This is a genomic window from Pseudomonas sp. 21LCFQ010, assembly GCF_024129905.1.
In the GTDB taxonomy this organism is placed as follows: Bacteria; Pseudomonadota; Gammaproteobacteria; order Pseudomonadales; family Pseudomonadaceae; genus Aquipseudomonas.
In genome coordinates this window covers 16,882-40,824 of the sequence record NZ_JAMYDZ010000026.1, presented here as the reverse complement: position 1 = coordinate 40,824, position 23,943 = coordinate 16,882, and the positions used below count along the sequence as shown (strand labels likewise).

20 protein-coding genes are annotated in these 23,943 nt (G+C 59.6%); 11 read left to right on the top strand and 9 right to left on the bottom strand.

Annotation, left to right across the window (positions count from 1 at the left end):
* Positions 1-231 precede the first annotated feature (231 nt).
* The 6 genes from tig to NJC38_RS23445 all read left to right on the top strand — a co-directional run bounded on the left by tig (position 232) and on the right by NJC38_RS23445 (position 8,835).
* Entirely contained in the window at positions 232-1,542 is a 1,311-nt protein-coding gene (gene tig, locus NJC38_RS23470) for a trigger factor (protein WP_253117302.1), read from the top strand.
* 92 nt (positions 1,543-1,634) lie between these two features.
* Entirely contained in the window at positions 1,635-2,276 is a 642-nt protein-coding gene (gene clpP / locus NJC38_RS23465; RefSeq protein ID WP_045489734.1) for an ATP-dependent Clp endopeptidase proteolytic subunit ClpP, read from the top strand.
* A 105-nt stretch (positions 2,277-2,381) separates the two neighbouring features.
* Entirely contained in the window at positions 2,382-3,665 is a 1,284-nt protein-coding gene (gene clpX / locus NJC38_RS23460) for an ATP-dependent Clp protease ATP-binding subunit ClpX (RefSeq protein ID WP_045489737.1), read from the top strand.
* 294 nt (positions 3,666-3,959) lie between these two features.
* The gene (gene lon, locus NJC38_RS23455) at positions 3,960-6,356 is read left to right on the top strand and encodes an endopeptidase La (RefSeq protein WP_045489739.1); all 2,397 of its coding nucleotides are present in this window, start codon (positions 3,960-3,962) and stop codon (positions 6,354-6,356) included.
* Positions 6,357-6,501: 145 nt separating this feature from the next.
* A complete protein-coding gene (locus NJC38_RS23450) occupies positions 6,502-6,774 on the top strand; it encodes an HU family DNA-binding protein (RefSeq protein ID WP_045489741.1) in 273 nt (90 codons plus the stop codon).
* Between the two features lie 177 nt (positions 6,775-6,951).
* Positions 6,952-8,835, top strand: a complete 1,884-nt coding sequence (locus NJC38_RS23445; protein WP_253117301.1) for a SurA N-terminal domain-containing protein — start codon at positions 6,952-6,954, stop codon at positions 8,833-8,835.
* Positions 8,836-8,970: 135 nt separating this feature from the next.
* On the opposite strand, the gene fabI is transcribed toward NJC38_RS23445, so the two are convergent.
* The 8 genes from fabI to gloB all read right to left on the bottom strand — a co-directional run bounded on the left by fabI (position 8,971) and on the right by gloB (position 19,769).
* Positions 8,971-9,765, bottom strand: a complete 795-nt coding sequence (gene fabI / locus NJC38_RS23440; RefSeq protein ID WP_045489747.1) for an enoyl-ACP reductase FabI — start codon at positions 9,763-9,765, stop codon at positions 8,971-8,973.
* A gap of 18 nt (positions 9,766-9,783) precedes the next feature.
* A complete protein-coding gene (locus tag NJC38_RS23435) occupies positions 9,784-11,394 on the bottom strand; it encodes an ABC transporter ATP-binding protein (RefSeq protein WP_253117300.1) in 1,611 nt (536 codons plus the stop codon).
* A 1-nt stretch (position 11,395) separates the two neighbouring features.
* Positions 11,396-12,415: an ABC transporter permease gene (locus tag NJC38_RS23430; protein WP_045489752.1), complete on the bottom strand. Its 1,020-nt coding sequence runs from the start codon at positions 12,413-12,415 to the stop codon at positions 11,396-11,398.
* A gap of 1 nt (position 12,416) precedes the next feature.
* A complete protein-coding gene (locus tag NJC38_RS23425; protein WP_045489754.1) occupies positions 12,417-13,490 on the bottom strand; it encodes a microcin C ABC transporter permease YejB in 1,074 nt (357 codons plus the stop codon).
* Position 13,491: 1 nt separating this feature from the next.
* Positions 13,492-15,366 carry an extracellular solute-binding protein gene (locus tag NJC38_RS23420; RefSeq protein WP_253117299.1) on the bottom strand — a complete coding sequence of 625 codons (1,875 nt, stop codon included), beginning with the start codon at positions 15,364-15,366 and terminating at the stop codon, positions 13,492-13,494.
* Entirely contained in the window at positions 15,363-17,192 is a 1,830-nt protein-coding gene (locus NJC38_RS23415; RefSeq protein ID WP_253117341.1) for an extracellular solute-binding protein, read from the bottom strand. The genes NJC38_RS23420 and NJC38_RS23415 overlap by 4 nt, the downstream gene beginning before the upstream one ends.
* Before the next feature lie 97 nt (positions 17,193-17,289).
* Entirely contained in the window at positions 17,290-18,891 is a 1,602-nt protein-coding gene (locus NJC38_RS23410; RefSeq protein ID WP_045489758.1) for a LysM peptidoglycan-binding domain-containing protein, read from the bottom strand.
* A 98-nt stretch (positions 18,892-18,989) separates the two neighbouring features.
* The gene (gloB, locus tag NJC38_RS23405; RefSeq protein WP_253117298.1) at positions 18,990-19,769 is read right to left on the bottom strand and encodes a hydroxyacylglutathione hydrolase; all 780 of its coding nucleotides are present in this window, start codon (positions 19,767-19,769) and stop codon (positions 18,990-18,992) included.
* 285 nt (positions 19,770-20,054) lie between these two features.
* Between gloB and NJC38_RS23400 the strand changes: the two genes are divergently transcribed.
* The 4 genes from NJC38_RS23400 to NJC38_RS23385 all read left to right on the top strand — a co-directional run bounded on the left by NJC38_RS23400 (position 20,055) and on the right by NJC38_RS23385 (position 22,948).
* On the top strand, positions 20,055-20,813 hold the full coding sequence (locus tag NJC38_RS23400; protein WP_253117297.1) for a class I SAM-dependent methyltransferase: 759 nt from the start codon (positions 20,055-20,057) through the stop codon (positions 20,811-20,813).
* Between the two features lie 49 nt (positions 20,814-20,862).
* Positions 20,863-21,309, top strand: coding sequence for a ribonuclease HI (gene rnhA, locus NJC38_RS23395; RefSeq protein ID WP_045489766.1), 447 nt, complete (start codon positions 20,863-20,865; stop codon positions 21,307-21,309).
* 295 nt (positions 21,310-21,604) lie between these two features.
* Positions 21,605-22,372: a DNA polymerase III subunit epsilon gene (dnaQ, locus tag NJC38_RS23390; RefSeq protein ID WP_253117296.1), complete on the top strand. Its 768-nt coding sequence runs from the start codon at positions 21,605-21,607 to the stop codon at positions 22,370-22,372.
* Between the two features lie 21 nt (positions 22,373-22,393).
* Entirely contained in the window at positions 22,394-22,948 is a 555-nt protein-coding gene (locus NJC38_RS23385) for a GNAT family N-acetyltransferase (protein WP_253117295.1), read from the top strand.
* 7 nt (positions 22,949-22,955) lie between these two features.
* Here NJC38_RS23385 and NJC38_RS23380 read toward each other — a convergent pair whose 3' ends face one another.
* The gene (locus NJC38_RS23380) at positions 22,956-23,168 is read right to left on the bottom strand and encodes a hypothetical protein (protein WP_045489770.1); all 213 of its coding nucleotides are present in this window, start codon (positions 23,166-23,168) and stop codon (positions 22,956-22,958) included.
* A 196-nt stretch (positions 23,169-23,364) separates the two neighbouring features.
* Between NJC38_RS23380 and NJC38_RS23375 the strand changes: the two genes are divergently transcribed.
* Complete coding sequence (locus tag NJC38_RS23375; RefSeq protein WP_253117294.1) at positions 23,365-23,925, top strand: NADPH-dependent FMN reductase; 561 nt, start codon at positions 23,365-23,367, stop codon at positions 23,923-23,925.
* The last annotated feature ends 18 nt before the right edge of the window (positions 23,926-23,943 follow it).

Genomic DNA, 23,943 nt, shown 5'->3' with positions numbered 1-23,943 from the left:
GATGGAATCGGTGCTGCCCGGTCCGGTAGCTCCTCATGGGGGCAGGGCGGGGTAGACGGGTTGCCGGGGAAGCGGCCAGTTGCATCAGTCCTTTCATCGGCGATTCGATAACATCCTCTTAAAACTGCCCTTTTTCAGTAGGGTGACTTCTTGAGTTCGACCCACTAGAATGCATGCCCTTGATTCTAGGGTCGGAAACGCCGGCTAACGTCTGTGCAACGAGGAATATCCATGCAAGTTTCTGTTGAAAACACTTCTGCTCTCGAACGCCGCATGACCATTGGCGTGCCTGCCGAGCGCATCGAGACCGAAGTCAACAAGCGTCTGCAACAGACTGCGCGCAGGGCCAAAATCCCGGGCTTCCGCCCAGGCAAGGTGCCAATGAGCGTGATCCGTCAGCGTTTTGAAGAGGGTGCTCGTCAGGAGGCTCTGGGTGAGCTGATCCAGGCGACCTTCTACGAAGCTGTGGTTGAGCAGAAGCTGAACCCGGCTGGCTCGCCTGCTGTTGAGCCAAAGTCTTTCGAGAAAGGCAAGGATCTGGAATACGTCGCCACTTTCGAAGTATTCCCTGAATTCACTGTTTCCGGCTTTGAAACCATCGCTGTCGAGCGCCTGTCTGCTGACGTGGCTGATGGCGATCTGGACAACATGCTGGACATCCTGCGCAAGCAGAACGTGCGTTTTGAAGAGGCTGACCGTGCCGCTCAGAACGACGATCAGGTCAACATCGATTTCGTTGGCAAGGTCGACGGCGAAGCGTTCGCTGGCGGCTCCGCCACCGGCACTCAGCTGGTACTGGGCTCCGGCCGCATGATTCCTGGCTTCGAAGACGGCCTGGTCGGTGCCAAGGCGGGTGAAGAGCGCGTTCTGAACGTGACCTTCCCTGAGGACTATCAGAACCTTGAGTTGGCTGGCAAGGCCGCTGAGTTCACTGTGACCGTCAACAGCGTTTCCGAGCCTAAGCTGCCTGAGCTGAACGAAGAGTTCTTCAAGCTGTTCGGCATCAAGGAAACCGGTCTGGACGGCTTCCGCACCGAAGTTCGCAAGAACATGGAGCGTGAACTGCGTCAGGCGATCAAATCCAAGGTCAAGAACCAGGTCATGGACGGTCTGCTGGCTGCCAACCCGATCGAAGTGCCAAAAGCGCTGCTGGAAAACGAAGTCAACCGTCTGCGCGTTCAGGCTGTTCAGCAGTTCGGCGGCAACATCAAGCCTGACCAACTGCCGGCCGAGCTGTTCCAGGAGCAGGCCAAGCGCCGCGTTGAGCTGGGTCTGATCGTTGCTGAAGTGGTCAAGCAGTTCGATCTCGAGCCTGATGAAGATCGCGTTCGCGAGCTGATCCAGGAAATGGCTTCGGCCTACCAGGAGCCAGAGCAGGTCGTGGCCTGGTACCTGAAGAACGAACAGCAGATGAACGAAGTTCGTTCGGTTGTGCTGGAAGAGCAAGTTGTAGATACTGTTTTGCAGAAAGCTAGCGTGACCGACAAATCGGTCTCCTACGAAGAAGCGGTCAAGCCGGTAGAAGCTCCACAAGCCGACTGATTTCGTTGTTTCGTTCGAAAACACTCACAAGCCAGCCTTCGCGCTGGCTTGTGCGTATTCAAGACTCGACTATTTGGGAGTGAGTGCAGGACATGTCCCGCAATTCTTATTTTCAGCACAACTCTGACATCCAGGCTGCTGGCGGCCTGGTCCCGATGGTTATCGAGCAGTCCGCCCGTGGCGAACGCGCGTACGACATCTATTCGCGCCTTCTCAAGGAGCGGGTGATTTTCATGGTGGGTCCGGTAGAAGACTACATGGCCAACCTGATCGCGGCGCAGCTCCTGTTCCTGGAAGCGGAAAACCCGGACAAGGATATCCATCTCTACATCAACTCACCTGGCGGTTCGGTGACAGCAGGCATGTCGATCTACGACACCATGCAGTTCATCAAGCCGGACGTGTCCACCATCTGCATCGGCCAGGCCTGCAGCATGGGTGCGTTCCTGCTCGCTGGCGGTGCCAAGGGCAAGCGGCATTGTCTGCCCAACTCGCGGATGATGATTCACCAGCCACTGGGAGGTTTCCAGGGCCAGGCTTCGGATATCGATATCCATGCCCGTGAAATCCTGCATATCCGTCACCGCCTGAACAGCCTGTTGGCCGAGCATACCGGCCAAAGCCTTGAAACCATTGAACGTGACACAGAGCGCGACAATTTCATGAGTGCGGATCGCGCAGCCGAATACGGCCTGATCGACTCCGTCATCACCAAGCGTGAAATGCCTGCCTGAGTAACCCGGGATGTGGGCGGTCCTGCAACTGACCGCCTGCGGACTTGAAAAAGCCCGCAAGAGCCTTCATCTTGTGTTGCAAGCCTATCGGACTGGATCGATCGAATGACTGACACCCGCAACGGCGAGGACAACGGTAAATTGCTCTATTGCTCCTTCTGCGGCAAAAGCCAGCATGAAGTGCGTAAATTGATTGCCGGCCCCTCGGTCTTTATCTGCGACGAGTGCGTCGACCTGTGCAATGACATCATCCGTGAGGAGGTGCAGGAAGCACAGGCCGAAAGCAGCGCACATAAACTGCCTTCGCCTAAAGAAATCAGCGGCATCCTTGACCAGTACGTCATCGGTCAGGAGCGCGCCAAGAAGGTTCTCGCAGTAGCGGTGTACAACCACTACAAGCGCTTGAACCAACGCGACAAAAAAAATGACGACGTTGAACTGGGCAAGAGCAACATCCTGCTGATCGGGCCTACCGGCTCGGGCAAGACTCTGCTCGCCGAAACCCTGGCTCGCCTGCTCAACGTGCCGTTCACCATCGCCGACGCCACCACCCTGACCGAAGCCGGTTATGTGGGCGAGGACGTGGAGAACATTATTCAGAAGCTGTTGCAGAAATGTGATTACGACGTAGAGAAGGCCCAGATGGGTATTGTCTACATCGACGAAATCGACAAGATTTCGCGCAAATCCGACAACCCTTCCATCACTCGCGACGTGTCCGGCGAAGGTGTTCAGCAGGCTCTGCTGAAGCTGATCGAAGGCACTGTGGCTTCCGTACCGCCACAAGGCGGTCGCAAGCACCCGCAGCAGGAATTCCTGCAGGTTGATACCCGCAATATCCTGTTCATCTGCGGTGGCGCGTTCTCGGGTCTGGAGAAAGTCATCCAGAACCGCTCGACCCGCGGCGGCATCGGCTTCAATGCTGAGGTGCGCAGCAAGGAAGAGGGCAAGAAGGTCGGTGAGTCGCTGCGTGAAGTCGAGCCGGACGATCTGGTCAAGTTTGGCCTGATCCCCGAGTTCGTCGGTCGTTTGCCGGTATTGGCAACACTGGACGAACTGGATGAGCCGGCGCTGATCCAGATTCTGACCGAGCCAAAGAACGCCTTGACCAAGCAGTACGGCAAGCTGTTCGAGATGGAAGGCGTTGACCTGGAGTTCCGTTCCGATGCACTCAAGGCCGTGGCTCGCCGCGCCCTGGAGCGCAAGACCGGTGCTCGTGGCCTGCGCTCGATTCTCGAAGGCGTGCTGCTCGACACCATGTACGAAATCCCGTCGCAAAACGACGTGAGCAAGGTGGTGATCGACGAGAGCGTCATCGAAGGCACCTCCAAGCCGCTGCTGATCTATGAAAACAGCGAGCCTGCCGCCAAAGCTGCACCCGATGCCTGACGCCTGTGCGTGAGTGCTGACAAGGGGTTGTACGAAACGTCGGCGAATGCAGGCAGTTTTCGTGCAAAACCCAAGAAGGGGCCCTTGTGGCCCCTTCTGCATTTTGGGGTTATGCGCCGCCAGCAGTGCGGCGTTCGTCGTTGGTCGGGCAAGCCCTGCCGGATCCGGGAAATAAAATCGTAACTATTTCCTGATCGGGCCGCTAAGGCTTGTATTTTTGCAACGCAGACCCCATCTTGGTTTCAAGCACATTCAATCTGTCCACGGCCAATTGGCCGCTGTAGAGGCGAAATCATGAAAGCCACCATCGAATTGCCTCTTTTGCCATTGCGTGATGTTGTGGTTTATCCGCATATGGTTATCCCGCTGTTCGTGGGGCGCGAGAAGTCTATCGAAGCCCTTGAGGCGGCGATGACCGGTGACAAGCAGATTCTCCTGCTCGCGCAGAGAAACCCGGCTGACGACGATCCGGGCGAAGAAGCCCTCTATGGTGTCGGTACTGTCGCCACTGTCCTGCAACTGCTCAAACTGCCTGATGGTACTGTCAAAGTGCTGGTTGAAGGCGAGCAGCGCGGCAGCGTTGAGCGCTTCATGGAAGTCGACGGTCATTGCCGCGCCGAAGTTGCGCTGATCGATGAAACTGCCGCGCCGGACCGTGAGTCCGAGGTCTTTGTACGCAGCTTGCTCGGCCAGTTCGAGCAATATGTGCAATTGGGTAAAAAAGTCCCTGCCGAAGTCCTGTCCTCGCTCAACAGCATCGAAGAGCCAGGTCGCCTGGTCGATACCATGGCGGCGCATATGGCGCTGAAGATCGAGCAGAAGCAGGAAATCCTCGAAATCATCGACCTGTCTGCACGTGTCGAGCATGTGCTCGCTCTGCTGGATGCTGAAATCGACCTGTTGCAGGTCGAGAAGCGCATTCGTGGCCGGGTCAAGAAACAAATGGAGCGCAGCCAGCGCGAGTACTATCTGAATGAGCAGATGAAGGCCATTCAGAAAGAACTGGGTGATGGTGATGAAGGCCACAACGAGATCGAAGAGCTGAAAAAGCGCATCGACGCTGCTGGTCTGCCTAAAGATGCTCTCACCAAAGCCACCGCCGAGCTGAACAAGCTCAAGCAGATGTCGCCGATGTCCGCTGAAGCGACCGTGGTGCGTTCGTACATCGACTGGCTGGTACAGGTGCCCTGGAAGGCGCAGAGCAAGGTGCGTCTGGACCTGGCCCGTGCCGAAGAGATTCTTGACTCTGACCACTACGGTCTGGAAGAGGTCAAGGAGCGCATCCTTGAGTACCTCGCCGTGCAGAAACGGGTGAAAAAGATCCGTGGTCCGGTGCTGTGTCTGGTCGGCCCGCCGGGTGTCGGCAAGACATCGCTGGCCGAGTCGATTGCCAGTGCGACCAATCGCAAGTTCGTGCGCATGGCCTTGGGTGGCGTGCGTGATGAAGCAGAAATACGCGGTCACCGTCGTACTTACATTGGCTCGATGCCGGGTAGATTGATACAAAAGATGACCAAGGTCGGGGTCCGCAATCCACTGTTCCTGCTCGATGAGATCGACAAGATGGGCAGTGACATGCGTGGCGATCCGGCTTCGGCGCTGCTCGAAGTGCTCGACCCCGAGCAAAACCACAATTTCAACGATCATTATCTAGAGGTTGATTACGACCTTTCGGACGTGATGTTCCTGTGCACCTCCAACTCGATGAATATCCCGCCGGCGCTGCTCGACCGTATGGAAGTCATCCGTTTGCCAGGCTACACCGAAGATGAAAAGATCAACATCTCCGTCAAGTACCTCGCGCCCAAACAGATCCAGGCCAACGGCCTGAAAAAGGCCGAGCTGGAGTTCGACGAGAGCGCCATTCGCGACATCATCCGCTACTACACCCGTGAAGCGGGCGTGCGCGGCCTTGAGCGGCAGATTGCCAAAGTCTGCCGCAAGGTAGTCAAGGAGCACGCCAAGGAGCGTAAATTCGCCATCAAGGTCACCTCGGACAATCTTGAGCATTATCTGGGCGTGCGTAAATTCCGCTACGGACTGGCCGAGCAGCAGGATCAGATCGGTCAGGTGACCGGCCTTGCGTGGACCCAGGTGGGCGGCGAACTGCTGACCATCGAGTCGGCAGTGATTCCGGGTAAAGGCCAGTTGATCAAGACCGGTTCGCTGGGCGACGTAATGGTCGAGTCGATCACCGCCGCACAGACGGTGGTACGTAGCCGTGCCAAGAGCCTGGGGATTGCGTCGGACTTCCATGAGAAGCACGATACGCACATCCACATGCCTGAAGGGGCAACCCCCAAGGATGGCCCGAGCGCCGGTATCGGCATGTGCACCGCGTTGGTGTCGGCCCTGACCCAGATCCCGGTGCGCGCCGATGTGGCGATGACCGGTGAGATCACCCTGCGTGGTCAGGTACTGGCGATTGGCGGTCTGAAGGAAAAGTTACTCGCCGCACATCGTGGCGGGATCAAGACTGTAATCATTCCCGAAGAAAACGTACGCGATTTGAAGGAAATTCCTGACAACATAAAGCAAGACTTGCAGATCAAGCCCGTTAAATGGATTGACGAAGTCCTGCAAATTGCGCTGCAATACGCCCCTGAGCCCTTGCCGGATGTAGCTCCCGACAGGGTGGCGAAGGACGAAAAGCGCGAGTCTGACTCTAAGGAAAGAATTAGCACGCATTAAGTCTGAGTGGGCTTTCTTGACAGCTTTTTGGAGCGCTTGTTATAAAGCGGCTCTTTCAGGCCAGTATTTGAAGACCCTCAGCGCTCGTTTTGCTTAACACCAAAAACTTAGAAACATACTCCATATAGAGATAAGGGGACTTAGAGTGAACAAGTCGGAACTGATTGATGCTATCGCTGCATCTGCTGATATCCCGAAAGCTGCTGCTGGCCGTGCGCTGGACGCAGTGATCGAATCCGTCACTGGCGCTCTGAAGGCTGGCGACTCGGTTGTTCTGGTTGGCTTTGGTACGTTCTCCGTTACTGACCGTCCTGCCCGTGTAGGTCGTAACCCGCAGACTGGCAAGACCCTGGAAATTCCAGCGGCCAAGAAGCCAGTATTCAAAGCCGGCAAGGCCCTGAAAGAAGCTGTCAACTAAGTTTCTTTCAAGCCTTGACGCGCTGGTTCGCGTGTATTCGCGAACCGGTCGCGGAAGGTTCGAGACCTTCCGCTACGCGATTTACGGGAAGGCGCATCCTCGGATGCGCCTTTCTTCTATCCGCTTTCTACCCACGCTCCGCGGTTGGTTCGTGAGTTCAACCGTTCTGGGGGACGCATGCTGCAGAACATCAGGGACAATTCCCAAGGCTGGATTGCCAAAACCATTATCGGGATCATCGTTGCGCTGATGGCCCTGACGGGCATCGAAGCGATGTTCACCTCTTCGAGCAGCAAGCAGAATGCTGCCGAGGTGAATGGCGAAGAGGTGACCCAAAACGAATTGAGTCAAGCGGTCGATATGCAACGTCGCCAGCTGGCTCAGCAATTGGCTCAGCAGTTGGGCAAGGACTTCGATCCTGCGCTGCTGGACGAAAAGCTGCTGCGTGAATCGGCTCTCAAGGGCCTGATCGAGCGCAAACTGCTGTTGCAGGCAGCCGCAGACGACAAGTTCGCCTTTTCCGAAGCCGCCGTTGACCAGCAACTGTTGATGACGCCTGAGTTCCAGGTCGATGGCAAATTCAGTGCCGACCGGTTTGATCAGGTCATTCGTCAATTGGGCTATAGCCGTCTGCAGTTCCGGCAGATGCTGACCCAGGAAATGCTCATCGCTCAGACCCGTGCCGGTATCGCTGGCAGCGCGTTCGTGACCGATGCCCAGGTCGAGGCGTTTGCCCGACTGGAGAAGCAGACCCGTGATTCGGCCACCCTGACCATTGCTGCCAATACTGCTGGCGTTTCGGTAAGCGATGACGAGGTCAAGGCCCACTACGATCAGCACGCCAAGGAGTTCATGAGCCCCGAGCAAGTGGTTCTGGACTATATCGAGCTGAAGAAGTCGGCGTTCTTTGACAAGGTTCAGGTCAAGGATGCAGACCTGCAGGCCGCTTACCAGCAGGAAATTGCCAATCTGACCGAACAGCGTCGGGCTGCGCACATCCTGATCGAAGTTGGCGACAAGGTTAACGATCAGCAGGCCAAGGCCAAACTGGAAGAAATCCAGCAGCGCCTGGCCAAAGGTGAAGACTTTGCCGCCCTGGCCAAAGAGTTCTCTCAGGATCCGGGATCGTCCACCAAGGGCGGTGATCTGGGTTACGCCGGCAAGGGGGTATACGACCCGGCTTTCGAAGATGCCCTGTACGCGCTGAACAAGGACCAGGTCTCGCAGCCGGTACGCAGCGATTACGGCTGGCACCTGATCAAGCTGCTGGGCGTTGAAGCACCTTCGGTGCCGAGCTTCGCCAGCCTCAAGGACAAGCTGACCGCCGACCTGAAATCGCAACAGGTTGAGCAGAAGTTCGTCGAAGTCACCAAGCAACTGCAGGACGCGGCATTTGAGTCTGCCGATCTGAGCCAGCCGGCTCAGGATCTGGGGCTCAAGGTCCAGACCACCGCGGCGTTCGGGCGTGAAGGTGGTGAAGGTCTGACAGCCAACCGTGCGGTGATCCAGGCAGCGTTCAGTCCGCAAGTGCTGGAAGAGGGTTCCAACAGCAACGTGCTGGAACTTGATCCTGACACCGTGCTGGTGGTGCGCGCCAAGGAGCACCTGCAGCCTCAGCAACTGCCACTGGAACAAGTGGCCGGCGCCATTCGTAACCAGTTGGTCCATGACAAGGCTGCCGCTGCGGCCAAAGCCAAGGGCGAGGCGCTGCTCGCCGGCCTGCGCGATGGCAAGGTTGCGCTGGCTGCGCGCCAGGATGGTATCGAGTGGAAGGTTCTGGAAGCGGTCAGCCGCGGTCAAGACGGTGTCGATCCGGCTGTGTTGCAGACCCTGTTCCGTATGCCCAAGCCTGAAGGCCAGGACAAGTCCGAGTACGCCAGCCTGAGCGCTCGTGACGGCAGCTTCGTGATTGTGCGCCTCAAGGGCGTCAACCAGGCCGCTGCGCCGTCTGACGAGGAAAAGGCCCAGTACCGCCGCTTCCTGGCATCGCGTGCCGGGCAGCAGGATTTCTCGGCCTATCGTGCCGAGCTGGAGCACAAGGCCAAGATCGAGAAGTTCTAACGTTAGCTGTGTAGGAGCGGCTTCAGCCGCGAATGGTGCCAAGGCCTTCGCTGCTGAAGCAGCTCCTACAGCGCAAAAAAAGGCCGCCCCTAGGGGCGGCCTTCTTTTTTTGCGTCTGAGTAAGCGGCTTGCCGATTACTCTTCGATGTTGCCCATCGCAGTGGTGTTGAAGCCACCGTCGACGTACATGATTTCACCGCTGATGCCCGATGCCAGGTCCGAGCACAGGAAGGCGGCGGCGTTGCCGACTTCTTCGATGGTCACGTTGCGGCGCAGTGGGGTCTGGGCCTCGTTGGCGGCCAGCATCTTGCGGAAGTTCTTGATGCCGGAAGCGGCCAGGGTGCGGATCGGGCCAGCCGACACGGCGTTGACGCGAGTGCCTTCAGCGCCCAGGCTGCCGGCCAGGTAACGTACACCGGCTTCCAGGCTGGCCTTGGCCATGCCCATCACGTTGTAGTTTGGCATGGTGCGCTCGGCGCCCAGGTACGACAGGGTCAGCAGGCTGCCATTGCGGCCTTTCATCAGCTCACGACCGCCTTTGGCCAGTGCCACGAAGCTGTAAGCGCTGATGTCGTGAGCGATGCGGAAACCTTCACGGGTGGTGGCGTCGGTGAAGTCGCCATCGAGCTGGTCGCCCGGGGCGTAGCCAACCGAGTGCACGATCACGTCCAGACCATCCCACTTCTTGCCCAGCTCTTCAAAGACCTTGGCGATTTCTTCATCGCTGGCCACATCGCAAGGGAAGCACAGCTCGGCGCTCGAACCCCAGCCAGCGGCGAATTCTTCGACACGGCCCTTGAGCTTGTCGTTCTGATAAGTGAAGGCAAGCTCTGCACCTTCCCGGTGCATGGCGGCAGCGATGCCGGATGCGATGGACAGTTTACTGGCGACACCGACGATCAGGACGCGCTTACCGGCGAGAAAACCCATGTGTTGTTCCTCTTCAGGTTAATCGACAGCTACTGGTGCCATGAAGGCGGCTTCCAGCAACTGCTGTGTGTAAGGATGTTGCGGTGCGGCGAAAACAGCCTCTGCCGCACCTTGTTCGACCACTTTGCCTTGCTTGACCACCATCAGTTGATGGCTCAGCGCCTTGACCACAGCCAGGTCATGACTGATGAACAGATAGGTCAGGTTGTACTTGGCTTGCAGCGAGCGTAGCAGCTCGACTACCTGGCGCTGGACGGTCCGGTCGAGCGCCGAAGTGGGCTCGTCCAGCAGAATCAGCGCCGGTTTTAACACCAATGCCCGGGCAATGGCGATTCTTTGTCGTTGCCCGCCGGAGAACTCGTGGGGGTAGCGGTGCCGGGTTTCCGGGTCCAGGCCTACCTCTTTGAGTGCTTCGACGATCGCGACCTGTTGTTCCTGGGCGCTGCCGATGTTGTGAATGCGTAAACCTTCACCCACGATTTCAGCCACTGACATGCGCGGGCTCAGGCTGCCAAACGGGTCCTGGAACACCACCTGCATCTGCCGCCGCAACGGACGAACCTGCTGCTGCGTCAGCCCGTTCAGGGGCTGCCCTTGAAACCGTATGGCGCCTTCGCTGCTCAATAGCCGCAAAATCGCCAGGCCCAGCGTGGACTTGCCTGATCCGCTTTCCCCGACGATCCCCAGTGTCTGCCCCTGCAGCAGGCTGAAGTCTACGCCATCGACCGCCTTGACGTGATCGACAGTGCGTTTGAACAGGCCTTTGTTGATCGGGAACCAGACCCGCAGGTTCTCGACTTCCAGTAACGGCTTGCCTGGCACATTGGCCACCGGGCCACCACTGGGCTCGGCATTGATCAGCATTTGGGTGTACGGGTGCCGGGGCGAACGGAACAATTGTTCGCACGATGCCTGTTCGACGATGGAACCGCGCTGCATGACACATACCCGATGGGCTATTTGTCGAACCACGTTCAGATCGTGGCTGATCAGCAGCAGCGCCATGCCCAGACGGGCCTGCAACTGCTTGAGCAGTTCGAGGATTTTCAGCTGCACCGTGACGTCCAGCGCGGTGGTCGGTTCGTCGGCGATCAGTAGCTCCGGCTCGTTGGCCAGCGCCATGGCAATCATGACTCGTTGGCGCTGGCCGCCAGACAGCTCATGGGGCAAGGCCTTGAGTCGCTTGTGCGGCTCGCTGATACCCACCAGCTCCAGCAGCTCCAGCGTCCGTTTACGCGCCGCCTGACCGGTCAGCCCCTTGTGCAGGGCGAGCACCTCATTGATCTGCTTCTCCACCGAATGCAGCGGATTGAGCGAGGTCATCGGCTCCTGGAAGATCATCGCGATGCGGTTGCCGCGCAGGCCGCGCAGGCGTTTTTCACTGAGGCTCAGCAGGTCTTCGCCGGCATAGCGGATGCTGCCTTTGGGATGGCTGGCGATAGGGTAGGGCAGCAGGCGCAGAATCGAATGCGCGGTGACTGACTTGCCCGAGCCGCTTTCGCCGACCAACGCCAGGGTTTCACCCCGGCGGATATCCAGATTAACGCCTTCGACCACGCGCTGACGGTTATCACCGGTGGTGAATTCGACCGCCAGGTCGCGGATTTCGATCAGATTGTCCTGGCTCATGTCATTTCCTTGGGTCGAAGGCGTCGCGGGCCGATTCACCGATGAACACCAGCAGGCTAAGCATGATCGCCAGTACCGCAAAGGCGCTGATGCCCAGCCAGGGGGCCTGCAGGTTGGCCTTGCCCTGGGCGACCAGCTCGCCGAGCGACGGTGCGCCGGCTGGCAGGCCGAAGCCGAGAAAATCCAGTGCGGTCAGGGTGCCGATGGCGCCGGTGAGGATAAACGGCATGAAGGTCATGGTCGAGATCATCGCGTTGGGCAGAATGTGCCGGAACATGATTTCGCCATCGCGCATGCCCAGTGCCCGGGCTGCACGCACGTATTCAAGATTGCGGCCGCGCAGAAACTCGGCGCGCACCACGTCAACCAGGCTCATCCACGAAAATAGCAGCATGATGCCCAGCAGCCACCAGAAGTTGGGTTGTACGAAGCTGGCAAGAATGATCAGCAGGTAAAGCACCGGCAGGCCCGACCAGACTTCCAGAAACCGCTGGCCCAGCAGGTCGACCCAGCCGCCATAGAAGCCTTGCAGCGCACCGGCAATCACGCCGATGACCGAGCTGAGCAGCGTCAGGGTCAATGCGAACAGCACCGAAATACGAAAGCCATAGATGACCCGGGCCAGTACATCGCGGCCCTGGTCATCGGTGCCCAGCCAGTTGTCCGGTGACGGCGGAGCCGGGGCGGGGACTTTCAGGTCGTAGTTGATGCTCTGGTAGCTGTAGGGGATCGGTGCCCAAAGCGTCCAGCCATCTTTGGCGGCGAGCAGGTCCTGGATATAGGGGCTTTTGTAATTGGCTTCCAGCGGAAACTCGCCGCCGAAGGTGGTTTCCGGGTAGCGCTCGAACACCGGAAAGTACCACTGGCCGTCGTAACGCACTGCCAGCGGTTTGTCATTGGCGATCAATTCAGCGCCCAGGCTGAGGACGAACAGGGCCATGAACAGCCACAGAGACCACCAGCCACGGCGGTTGGCCTTGAAGCGCTCGAAGCGGCGGCGATTGAGGGGGGACAACGGCATATCAATGCTCCCTGCTTTCGAAGTCGATGCGCGGGTCGACCAGGGTATAGGTCAGATCGCCGATCAGTTTCACCACCAGGCCCAGCAGGGTGAAGATGAACAGGGTGCCGAACACCACCGGATAGTCGCGGTTGATGGCCGACTCGAAACTCATCAGGCCCAGACCGTCGAGCGAGAAGATCACCTCGACCAGCAAGGAACCGGTGAAAAATATGCCAATGAACGCCGCCGGAAAGCCGGCAATCACCAGCAGCATGGCGTTGCGGAATACATGGCCGTACAGCACCCGGTTGTTGCTCAGGCCCTTGGCCTTGGCGGTGATCACGTATTGCTTGCTGATTTCGTCGAGGAAGCTGTTTTTGGTCAGCAGGGTCAGGGTCGCGAAGTTACCAATGACCAGCGCGGTGATCGGCAGCACCAGATGCCAGAAGTAATCCAGCAATTTGCCGGTGGTGCTCAGCTCATCGAAGTTGTTCGAGGTCAGGCCGCGTAGCGGGAACCAGTCCAGATAACTGCCACCGGCGAACAGCACGATCAACAGAATCGCGAACAGGAACGCCGGGATCGCATACCCCACGACGATGGCCGAACTGGTCCACACGTCGAATTGGCTGCCGTGCCGGGTGGCCTTGGCGATCCCCAGCGGGATCGACACCAGGTACATGATCAGGGTGCTCCATAACCCCAGCGAAATTGAAACCGGCATCTTTTCCAGAATCAGGTCGGTGACCTTGGCGTCGCGGAAGAAACTGGTGCCGAAGTCCAGTTGGGCGTAGTTCTTGATCATGATCCACAAGCGTTCCGGCGCCGGTTTGTCGAAGCCGTACATACGCTCGATTTCTTCGATCAAAGCCGGGTCCAGGCCTTGGGCACCCCGGTAGCTGGAGCCGGCCACGCCGACCTCCGAGCCACCGCCGCCGATGCGGCTGGTGGCCCCGTCGAAGCCTTCGAGCTTGGCGATCGTCTGTTCCACCGGCCCGCCAGGGGCGGCCTGGACGATAATGAAGTTGATGATCAGGATGCCCAGCAGGGTCGGAATGATCAGCAGCAGGCGCCGCAGGATATAAGCCAGCATTTCAGCGTTCCTCGTTGCCGGTGGCGGTGTCGCCGGTGCTGTCGTCTTCGCTGACTGGCGGCTGGCTTGGCGGTGCCGGCTGGACATCCGGCTTGGCCCACCAACTGCTCAGGCCGATGTCCGACAGCGCCTTGGCTTGCGGATGCGCCAGGTGGTCCCAGTAAGCGATACGCCAGCTTTTGATATGCCAGTTGGGCACCACGTAAAAGCCCCACAGCAGCACCCGGTCCAGGGCACGGGTATGGGCCACCAGGCTTTCGCGCGAGTCGGCGCGGATCAGGCCGTCAACCAATGCATCGACTGCCGGATCGTTCAGGCCCATGTAGTTACGGCTGCCGGGACGGTCGGCGCTGACCGAGTGGAAGAATTCGCGCTGTTCATTGCCCGGCGAGCTGGACTGCGGGAAGCTGCTGACGATCATGTCGAAGTCCCGTGAGCGCAGGCGGTTCATGTATTCGGCGACATCGACCCGACGGATCGACAGTTCAATCCCCAGATCCTTGAGGTTGCGTTTGTAGGGCAGCATGACCCGCTCGAAGGCGGTCTGCACCATCAGGAACTCAAGCTTCACCGGGTTGCCCTGGGCGTCGGTCATGCGATCATCCTTGATCTGCCAGCCAGCCTCCTGCAACAGCTGGTAGGCGCGGCGCAATTGCGGGCGGATCATGCCGCTGCCGTCGTTGACCGGCAGCGTGAAGGGCTCGGTGAATACCCGCTCAGGAATCTTGCCGCGCAGCGCTTCAAGCAGTTTCAGCTCTTCACCGGTGGGCAGTCCGCTGGAGGCCATTTCCGAGTTGTCGAAGTAGCTGCGGGTACGGGTGTAGGAGCCGCTGAATAGCTGCTTGTTGGTCCACTCGAAATCGAACAGCAAGGTCAGTGCTTCGCGCACCCTTGGGTCCTGGAACACCGGGCGACGCAGGTTGAGGATGAAGCCCTGCATGCCTTGCGGGTTGCCGTTGGGCAGCTCTTCCTTGATCAGGCGTCCGTCACGCACCGCCGGCACGTCATAGGCGCTGGCCCAGTTCTTTGCAGCGTTTTCTTCGCGGTAGTCATACTGCCCGGCCTTGAGCGCCTCCAGGGCCACATCGGGGTCGCGGTAGTAGTCAACGGTCATCACATCGAAGTTGTACAGCCCACGGTTAACCGGCAGATCCTTGGCCCAGTAGTCCTTGACCCGCTCGAAGCGCAGCGAGCGACCGGCCTTGACCTGGGTGACCTTGTACGGCCCGTTGCCCAGCGGCAATTCAAGATTGCCCTTGGTGAAGTCGCGCGTCGCCCAGAAATGCTTGGGCAATACCGGCAACTGGCCGATGATCAGTGGCAGCTCACGGCTGTGGCTGTCCTTGAAGACGAATTTGACTCGCAACGGGTCTTCGACGATGACCTTGTCGATGCCGGCATAGTAGGCGCGGTACAGCGGCGCACCGTCCTTGATCAGGGTATTGAAGGTGAACTCGACGTCTTCGGCACGAATCGGGTGGCCATCGTGAAAGCGCGCCTGGGGGCGCAGATAGAAACGCACCCACATGTTGTCAGGGGCTTTTTCGATTTTTTCAGCGATCAGGCCATATTCGGTGAGCGGCTCATCGAGGCTGGAGCGCGCCAGAGTGTCGTAGATCATGCTGATATCGGCGGCGGCTGTGCCCTTGCTGATGAAGGGGTTGAGGCTGTCGAAGCTGCCGAACCCGGCCTGGCGAAAGGTCCCGCCCTTGGGCGCATCGGGGTTCACGTAATCGAAATGCTTGAAGTTCGCCGGGTACTTGGGCGCTTCGTCGTACAGGGTCACGGCATGCTGGGGAGCAGCCTGGGCGGTGCAGGCCAGGGCCACCAGCAACAGGCTGCCGGCGCTGGCCAACAGCGTACGCATCGGGTTCATCGGGTGTTCTCCTGAGGCTTGAGCCACCACGCGCGCAAGCCCAGGGTATAGGGCGGCGTGGTGACCATGGCGAAGCGATTGCGCCAGGCCAGGCGGTGGTTGTTCAGATACCAGTTGGGAATCATGTAGTGCTCTGACAGCAAAACCCGGTCAAGTGCCCTGGCTGCGGCGACCTGATCTTCGCGGCTGGAGGCTGCGAGCAACTGGTTGAGCAGGCCGTCGACCACCGGGCTGCTAATGCCCGCGTAGTTCTTGCTGCCATTCACGGCGGCCTGGCTGGAATGAAAGTACTGCCACTGTTCCAGGCCCGGACTCAGGGTCTGCGACAGGGTCATGAGGATCATGTCGAAATCGAAACGGTCCAGGCGCTGCTTGTACTGGGCGCGGTCCACGGTTCGCAGCCCTGCGTCGATGCCGATGCGCCGCAGATCCTCTACATAAGGCTGCAGGATGCGCTCCAGGTTGGGATTGACCAGCAGGATTTCGAAGCGCAGCGGTTGCTGTTGGGCGTTGACCAGGCGTTGCCCGGAGAATGTCCAGCCGGCTTCGCCGAGCAGCGCCAGAGCCTTGCGCAGTGTCTCGCGCGGGAGGCCGCCACCGTCGCTGGCAGGCAGGCTGAACGGCTGGTTGAACAGGCTGGCCGGCAGGCGCTCGCGGTACTGGGATAGCATCAGCCATTCGCGGCCACTGGGCAGCCCGCTGGCGGAAAACTCGCTGTTGGGGTAATAGCTGGTCGAGCGCTGGTAAGCATTGCTGAACAGTGCCCGGTTGGTCCACTCGAAATTGAACATCAGCCCCAGTGCTTCGCGCACCCGCACGTCGCTGAAGGTGCCGCGCCGGGTGTTCATGAACAGACCCTGGGTCTGGGTCGGGATCTGGTGGGCTATGGCAGCCCTGACAACCTCGCCACGTTGCAGCGCTGCGAAGTTGTAGCCGTTGGCCCAGTTCTTGGCCTGGTGCTCGATATAAATGTCGAACTCACCGGCTTTGAAGGCTTCGAAGGCCACCTCACTGTCGCGGTAGAACTCCACTTCGACCCGGTCGAAATTGTATTTGCCGCGATTGACCGGCAGGTCTTTGGCCCAGTAATCCTTGACCCGCTCGAAGATCAACTGGCGACCGGGCTGGACGTTGCTGATCCGGTACGGGCCGCTGCCCAGCGGCGGGTCGAAGGTGGTGGCCTTGAAGTCGCGGTCTTTCCAGTAATGCTGGGGCAGCACCGGCATCTCGCCCAGGCGCATGATCAGCAGTGGATTGCCAACCCGTTTGAACACGAAGCGGATGCGGTGACGGTTGAGAATGTCGACCCGCTGCACTTCCTGCAAGGCGGTGCGGTACTGTGGGTGGCCGTCCTTGAGCAGGGTGCGATAAGAGAACGCCACATCATAAGCCGTGATCGGCTGGCCATCATGAAAACGGGCTTGCGGGCGCAGGTTGTAGACCACCCAGCTACGGTCCTCGCTGTACTCGACACTGCGGGCGATCAGCCCGTAACTGGAGGTCGGCTCATCGCCGGACGGGTCGTAAGCACCGGTGCCCACCATCAGCGGTTCATTCAGTTCATTGACGCCGTACTGCAGGAAGTTGCCGGTCTCGACCGGGCTGGTGCCCTTGAAGGTATAAGGGTTCAGGGTGTCGAAGGTGCCGAATGCCATGATCCGCAAGGTGCCGTTTTTCGGCGCCTCGGGATTGACCCAGTCGAAGTGGGTAAAGCTGGCCGGGTACTTGAGCGCACCAAACTGCGCGTAGCCATGGCTTTCGCTGATGGCGGCGCTGGCATTGGAGCTCAAGCCCAGGCTGATGGCTAACAGGATGGGACGAATCACATTGCGCACGGCTTGGGCTCTGGGCCGCTAACAGTAGCAGTTTGTCCTGTCTGGAAAAAGACTGCGGCACAGCACGACGCCTGTCCGTCGTGGCTGATCAACGCGGTAGATAAACCGTCAGGGTCTGGCCGGGGCGCAGTGCCTGGCCACTGCGTGGATTCCAGCGCTTGAGATGCTTCATCTCGACATTGAAGCGTTTGGCCACCAGGTACATGGAATCGCCTTTCTGGATCTTGTACTGCACCGGCTTGCCTTCGGCGGTCTTGGCGCTGGCCGCCGCAACGGCTTTGCCGGCTGCCCGGCTATTGTCCTGAATGACCAGCGACTGGCCGATTTGCAGGCGATGACCAGAGAGCTTGTTCCAGCGTTGCAGGGCTTCGACATCGACCTTGTTGGCGCGGGCGATGCTCGACAGGTTGTCGCCGCTCTTGACCCGGTAGGTGCGCGAACGGCTCGGTTTGTCTTCACTGGCGACCAGCTCGAACGCCGGTTTCGCTGTGCCGCCCGGTTGCAGCGGGATATTCAGTGACTGGCCGACCTTCAGGCTGTTGCCTGACAACTGGTTGTTGCCTTTGAGTGAACTGACCGATACCTGATAACGCTTGGCCAGGCTGTCCAGGGTGTCGCCGCGGCGGACCCGGTAATGCTGCCATTGCATCAGCTCGGCCGGCTGCAGGTTGGGCAGGTTGGCTGCCAGCAGCTGAGCCTTGGAGGTCGGCACCAGCAGGTGCTGTGGGCCATCAACGGTCAGGCGCTTCTTGAACGCCGGATTGAGCTGGATCAGTTCGTCTTCGTCGATGTCGGCCAGGCTCGCGACCTTGGACAGGTCGACGCGCTTGTTCAGCTCGACGACTTCAAAGTAGGGTTCGTTGGCGATCGGCGTGAGGTTCACACCATAGGCTGCCGGAGTCAGGACCACCTGTGAGAGGGCCAACAGTTTAGGCACATAATCACGGGTTTCCTGCGGCAGGGGCAGGTTCCAGTAGTCGGTGGGCAGGTTGAGTTTGTCGTTGCGCTCAATGGCCCGGCTGACCGTGCCTTCACCGGCGTTATAGGCCGCCAGGGCCAGCAGCCAGTCACCGTTGAACATGTCATGCAGGCGGGTCAGGTAGTCGAGGGCCGCATTGGTCGAAGCCTGGATGTCGCGGCGGCCATCATAAAAGCTGGTCTGGCGCAGGTTGAAGTAACGCCCGGTGGACGGGATGAACTGCCACAGGCCGACCGCCTGGGCGCGGGAAATCGCCATCGGGTTGTAGGCGCTTTCAATCACCGGCAGCAGCGCCAGCTCGAGCGGCATGTTGCGTTCTTCGAGGCGCTCGACAATGTAGTGCATGTACAGGCTGCCACGCTCACCGGCAGTCTCAAGGAACGACGGGTTGTTGGCGAACCACAGGCGCTGCTGATCGATGCGCGGGTTCAGGTTGTCGCCTTGTTGCAACTGGAAACCCAGCCGCATCCGCTCCCATACATCTTGCGGTTCGGCCTGGGCGGCGGGGGTCGGATTGACGAAGATCGGCTTCTGCTTGATGCCCGTCGCCAGGTTGGCCTTGCTGCGGTAGGTGCCGTCGTGCTCGACCTGACCAGTCGTCTGGCCGGTGCTCTGGCAGCCTGCCAACAGTGCGCTGGCGGTCACCGCGATGGCCTGTGCCAGGCGCGTCAAGGTGGCGGAATTCGCGGGTTTTCCAGTAGATGACGACATTGTCCGGGGGTGTTTCCAGGAAAAAATGTCGGGCGATTCTAGGAAGGGACCCCGCGATGGTCAACCTTTACGGGGTTTTCCGTAGATGAGCGGGTGTGTCAAAACTTGTTTTTCCAGTCGCGCAGGCTGGCAAATACCTCACTGGGCGAGGCATTGTCCCGGCCGTTCCACTCGTCCGCTTTTTCTTTAACGGATGTTACATGGACCCGGATAAATGGGTTGGTCAGGCGCTCCAGACCCAGTTGTGACGGCAGGCTGATGCGGTCCATGCTTCGCAATTGGCTGACCTGCGCCAGACGCTGGGTGATGTCAGCGTTGTCCGGTTCCACGGCCTGGGCGAAGCGCAGGTTGCTCAGGGTATATTCATGGGCGCAGTAGATGGCCGTATGGTCGGGCAGGGCGGCCAGGCGGCTCAGGGAGGTGTGCATCTGCTCGGGGGTGCCCTCGAACAACCGGCCACAACCGGCGGCAAACAGGGTGTCGCCGCTGAACAGCAGGGGCTTTTCAGGGCCTTCATGATAGAAGGCGATATGCCCGGCGGTATGACCAGGGACCAGAATGACCTGCAGCGCCAACCCCAGTACCTCGATACGGTCGTTGTCGTGCAGCGCGACATCGCGCGCCGGAATCGTCTCGCCGGCCGGCCCATAGACCCGTGCATCAGTGATCGCCTTGATCGCCGCCACGCCGCCGACATGATCGTTATGATGATGAGTGATCAGGATGTCACTCAGTTGGTAGTCAGGGTTGGCCTGCAGCCAGCCAAGCACCGGCGCGGCATCACCCGGGTCGACCACCGCACAGCGTCGGGTCGAAAGGTCTTGTAACAACCAGATGTAGTTGTCACTGAAAGCGGGCAGGGCGTGGATCTGTATCATGGCGCAATTCGCTTGGCGGGAAACAATAGTGCATCTTAGGGGCTGTTTACAAAATAGGCGAATGAAGGCAAGACAAGGCGAGGTCAGGCGAAAAAGCGCAGCGTACATAACGTACATGAGCATCTTGAGGCTGATTTCAACGCAATATTGCCGAGTGCAGCCATTTTGTAGGCCACCCTTAGACACACGTATTGATGCCCGTCGAGCAAGCGGCCACAAGCCATGCCTGCCCTGTATCGCTCAAAGCGTCCAGCTGGCGCTGCGAGTCCCGGAGGAACATATCCCATGATCGATCAATCCTTCGCCCAGGCCGATCCGCAATGGCTGGAGTTGACCTGTGTGGCCCGTGAGTGGCTGGACGGGCCGTTGGGGCGCATGCTGATTGAAGAAGAACGGCGTGCTCTGGAAGAAGAACTGGCGCGGTTTTTCGGCGGTTACCTGGTGCATTACGGCCCGGCGCAACAGACGCCGCCGCAGGCCGTGCAAATTCAGCGCAGCGTGCGTCTCGGTGCGCCGTTGCCGGGGATGGAAATCGTCTGCGAAGAACAGGCCTGGCCGTTATGCGAGCACGCGGCCGATGTGGTGGTGCTGCAACATGGCCTGGATTTCTGCCTGTCTCCCCACGGCTTGTTGCGTGAAGCGGCCAGCAGTGTGCGTCCCGGCGGGCATTTGCTGATCGTCGGTATCAACCCCTGGAGCAGTTGGGGCATGCGCCGGGTGTTTGCCCGCGACGCCTTGCGCAAAGCACGCTGTATTGCGCCGTCAAGGGTGGCCGACTGGCTCAACCTGCTGGGCTTTGCGCTGGAGAAGCGCCGCTTCGGGTGTTATCGTCCGCCGTTTGCATCGGCCAAGTGGCAGACGCGCTTGCAAGGCATGGAGCGCTGGAGCACCAGCGGTCAGGCATTGGGTGGCGGCTTTTACCTGCTGGTGGCGCGCAAGCTGGTGGTCGGCCTGCGGCCATTGCGCCAGCCACGTCGCGAGCCCATGGGCAAGCTGATTCCGTTGCCGCTGGCCAAGGTCAACCGTGACGGTTGTGAGCCTTGAGCGGTTACTGGCTGCCGATGCCCAGGTTTTTTGAATTCGGAATACAGCCATGAGTGAACGCATAGAACTTTTTACCGACGGCGCCTGCAAGGGCAACCCTGGCCCTGGGGGCTGGGGCGCGCTGCTGGTTTACAAGGGCCAGGAAAAGGAACTCTGGGGTGGCGAAGCCAACACCACCAACAACCGCATGGAACTGACCGGCGCGATTCGCGGCCTCGAAGCGCTCAAGCGCCCCTGCGAAGTGACCCTGGTCACCGACTCGCAGTACGTGATGAAAGGCATCACCGAGTGGATGGTCAACTGGAAAAAGCGCGGCTGGAAGACGGCTGCCAAAGAGCCGGTGAAAAATGCCGACCTCTGGCAGCAACTCGATGAGCAGGTCAGCCGTCATCAGGTGGAGTGGAAATGGGTGCGCGGCCACATCGGCCACCCCGGCAACGAGCGTGCCGACCAGCTCGCCAATCGTGGTGTGGATGAGGTGCGCGGCAAGGCCTGACGGGCACCTCTAAAAACTACCTGCTGGCTGGGCGCCTGCGGCGTTACGCGCGCCATCGCGTTGTTGAAATCAGGCTCGTGCGCGAGTCCGACGGAGTGCCTCCCAATCAAAATGCTCATTTACAACCCGTAAAGTCGAGCGCGACTCCGACCGTTTTTCGCCTGATTTCGCCTAGCGCTGACTGCCTCGCCTACGTTTTTAGAGGTACCCTTGAAGTGCTGCCGGGGCAGTGCTGCCGACCGCGCACTGTGTGAACCCATGCTAATATTCGGGCCTGCACAAGAGGCAACAGAATATGTCATCGCAAAACCTTGATAATCGTTCGATCGTGCTCGATACCGAAACCACCGGCATGCCGGTGACTGAAGGTCACCGGATCATCGAGATCGGTTGTGTCGAGTTGATTGGCCGGCGCCTGACCGGTCGGCACTTTCACGTCTACCTGCAACCTGACCGCGAAAGCGATGAGGGGGCAATTGGCGTGCACGGTATCACTGACCAATTCCTGGTCGGCAAGCCGCGGTTTGCCGAGGTCGCCGACGAGTTCTACGAGTTCATTCGCGGCGCGCAACTGATCATCCACAACGCGACGTTCGACGTTGGCTTCATCAATAACGAATTCGCCTTGCTGGGGCAGCAGGATCGGGCCGACGTCAGCCGTTACTGCACGGTGCTCGATACCCTGGCCATGGCCCGTGAGCGCCACCCCGGCCAGCGCAACAGCCTTGATGCACTGTGCAAACGCTATGACGTAGACAACTCTGGCCGTGAGCTGCACGGCGCATTGCTCGACTCGGAAATTCTGGCCGACGTCTACCTGGCCATGACCGGCGGGCAGACCACGCTGTCGTTGTCGGGGCAGGGTGCCGATGGCGGTGACGGAGGCTCGGATCGCCCAAGTGAAATTCGTCGTCTGCCAGCCGACCGGCCTGCCGGGCGCATCTTGCGTGCCAGCGCGGATGATCTGGCGGCTCACGAGGCGCGCATGGCGATCATCGCCAAGGCCGCCGGCGCTCCGGCACTGTGGGTGCAGATGCAGGAAGCCGGGCAGTCGGCCAGCTGACCAGCCTCTGAGCCGCCCCGTATGAAAATCCATCCGGCCCTGGCGATTCGTCCCGCCGACGAGCAGTTCGAGGACTACCTGCTCAACGGCGTGTTCACCTTCATGGTGCGCAGTTTCGCCACGGTTCGGCTCGGTAAGCCGGTGGCTGACTGGCCGCTTGAGCAGGTCAAGCCGTTTGAAAAAGACTACGGGGTTGACTCAGAAGAGTTCGGCCGGCGGCGCGAATCGACCAACGCCACCGTGCTGGTGGCCTGGCTGGACGATCAGCCGGTCGGCCATCTGGCGATCCGGCCACACTGGAACGGCTTTGCCTATATAGATGAACTGGCGGTGGACGTGCCGGCCCGCCGCAATGGCGTGGCCCGCTCGCTGCTGGAAAGTGCCAGAGGGTGGAGCGAGAAGCACAACCTGGCAGGCATCATGCTTGAAACCCAGAACAACAATCTGGACGCCTGCCGGTTGTATGAGAAATTCGGTTTTGTGGTGGGTGGAATCGACCACCTGAGTTATCGCGGGATTGATCCGCAGACTCGCGAGGTGGCGATTTTCTGGTACCTGATCTTTCCCGCAGGCTGAGACCCGCTCAAGGGATGCGGGTCATCTTCACGCCATTTTGTACCAGCTCGAACTCGTCGCCGCCCAGGTGATTGACCCGGTCGCCAATCGCCAACCGATACGTGGTCACCACAGTTGCGCCGCCGACCCCATCAATCTGCGCCTCCTGGAATTCGTGCACCGGATAGACGCGACCTTCGGCATCTCTTGCTTGAAACTGCCCGACCAGAACTGAAGCCATTTGCCTTGAACCTCTGAAAATAACCGCATAATTACCTGTCAATCGCGGCTGTAGACCATCAAATCGGCGACTGGTTCGCTCTGTGCCCGAGCATCAAGGTGCAGCAAGGCTTAAAGAAAAAAGCACAGGCTTCATACATTCGGCGCGGGCGCTGGTCTATAACTCAAGTTTCCTTGAACCCAGCGCCGGAGTTTTTATGAGTCAGGTCCATCGTATTGCCGTACTGGTCGGCAGCCTGAGAAAAGAGTCGATCAACCGCAAGATTGCCCTGGCCCTGGCCGGGCTGGCACCGTCGAGCCTGGAGTTGAAAATCGTCGAGATCGGTGATCTGCCGCTGTACAACGAAGATATCGACGGTGCCAACCCGCCAGCCGCCTACACCCGTTTTCGCGATGAGCTGGCCGCTGCCGATGGCCTGCTGTTCGTGACCCCGGAGTACAACCGCTCGGTGCCCGGTGCCCTGAAAAACGCCATCGACGTCGGTTCGCGCCCTTACGGCCAGAGCAAGATGAGCGGCAAGCCAGGCGCGGTGATTAGTGCCTCGCCGGGGGCGATTGGCGGCTTTGGTGCCAACCATCACCTGCGTCAGTCGCTGGTATTCCTCGACGTTGCCACCTTGCAGCAGCCTGAATCCTACCTGGGCAACATCGGCGCCAGCTTCGATGAAAACGGCGAACTCAACGAGCGCACCACGGCCTTCCTGAAAACCTTCATCGAGACCTTCGCCGCCTGGGTCGAGAAAACCCGCAAATTCTGAGTCAGTCAGTGCAGCGAT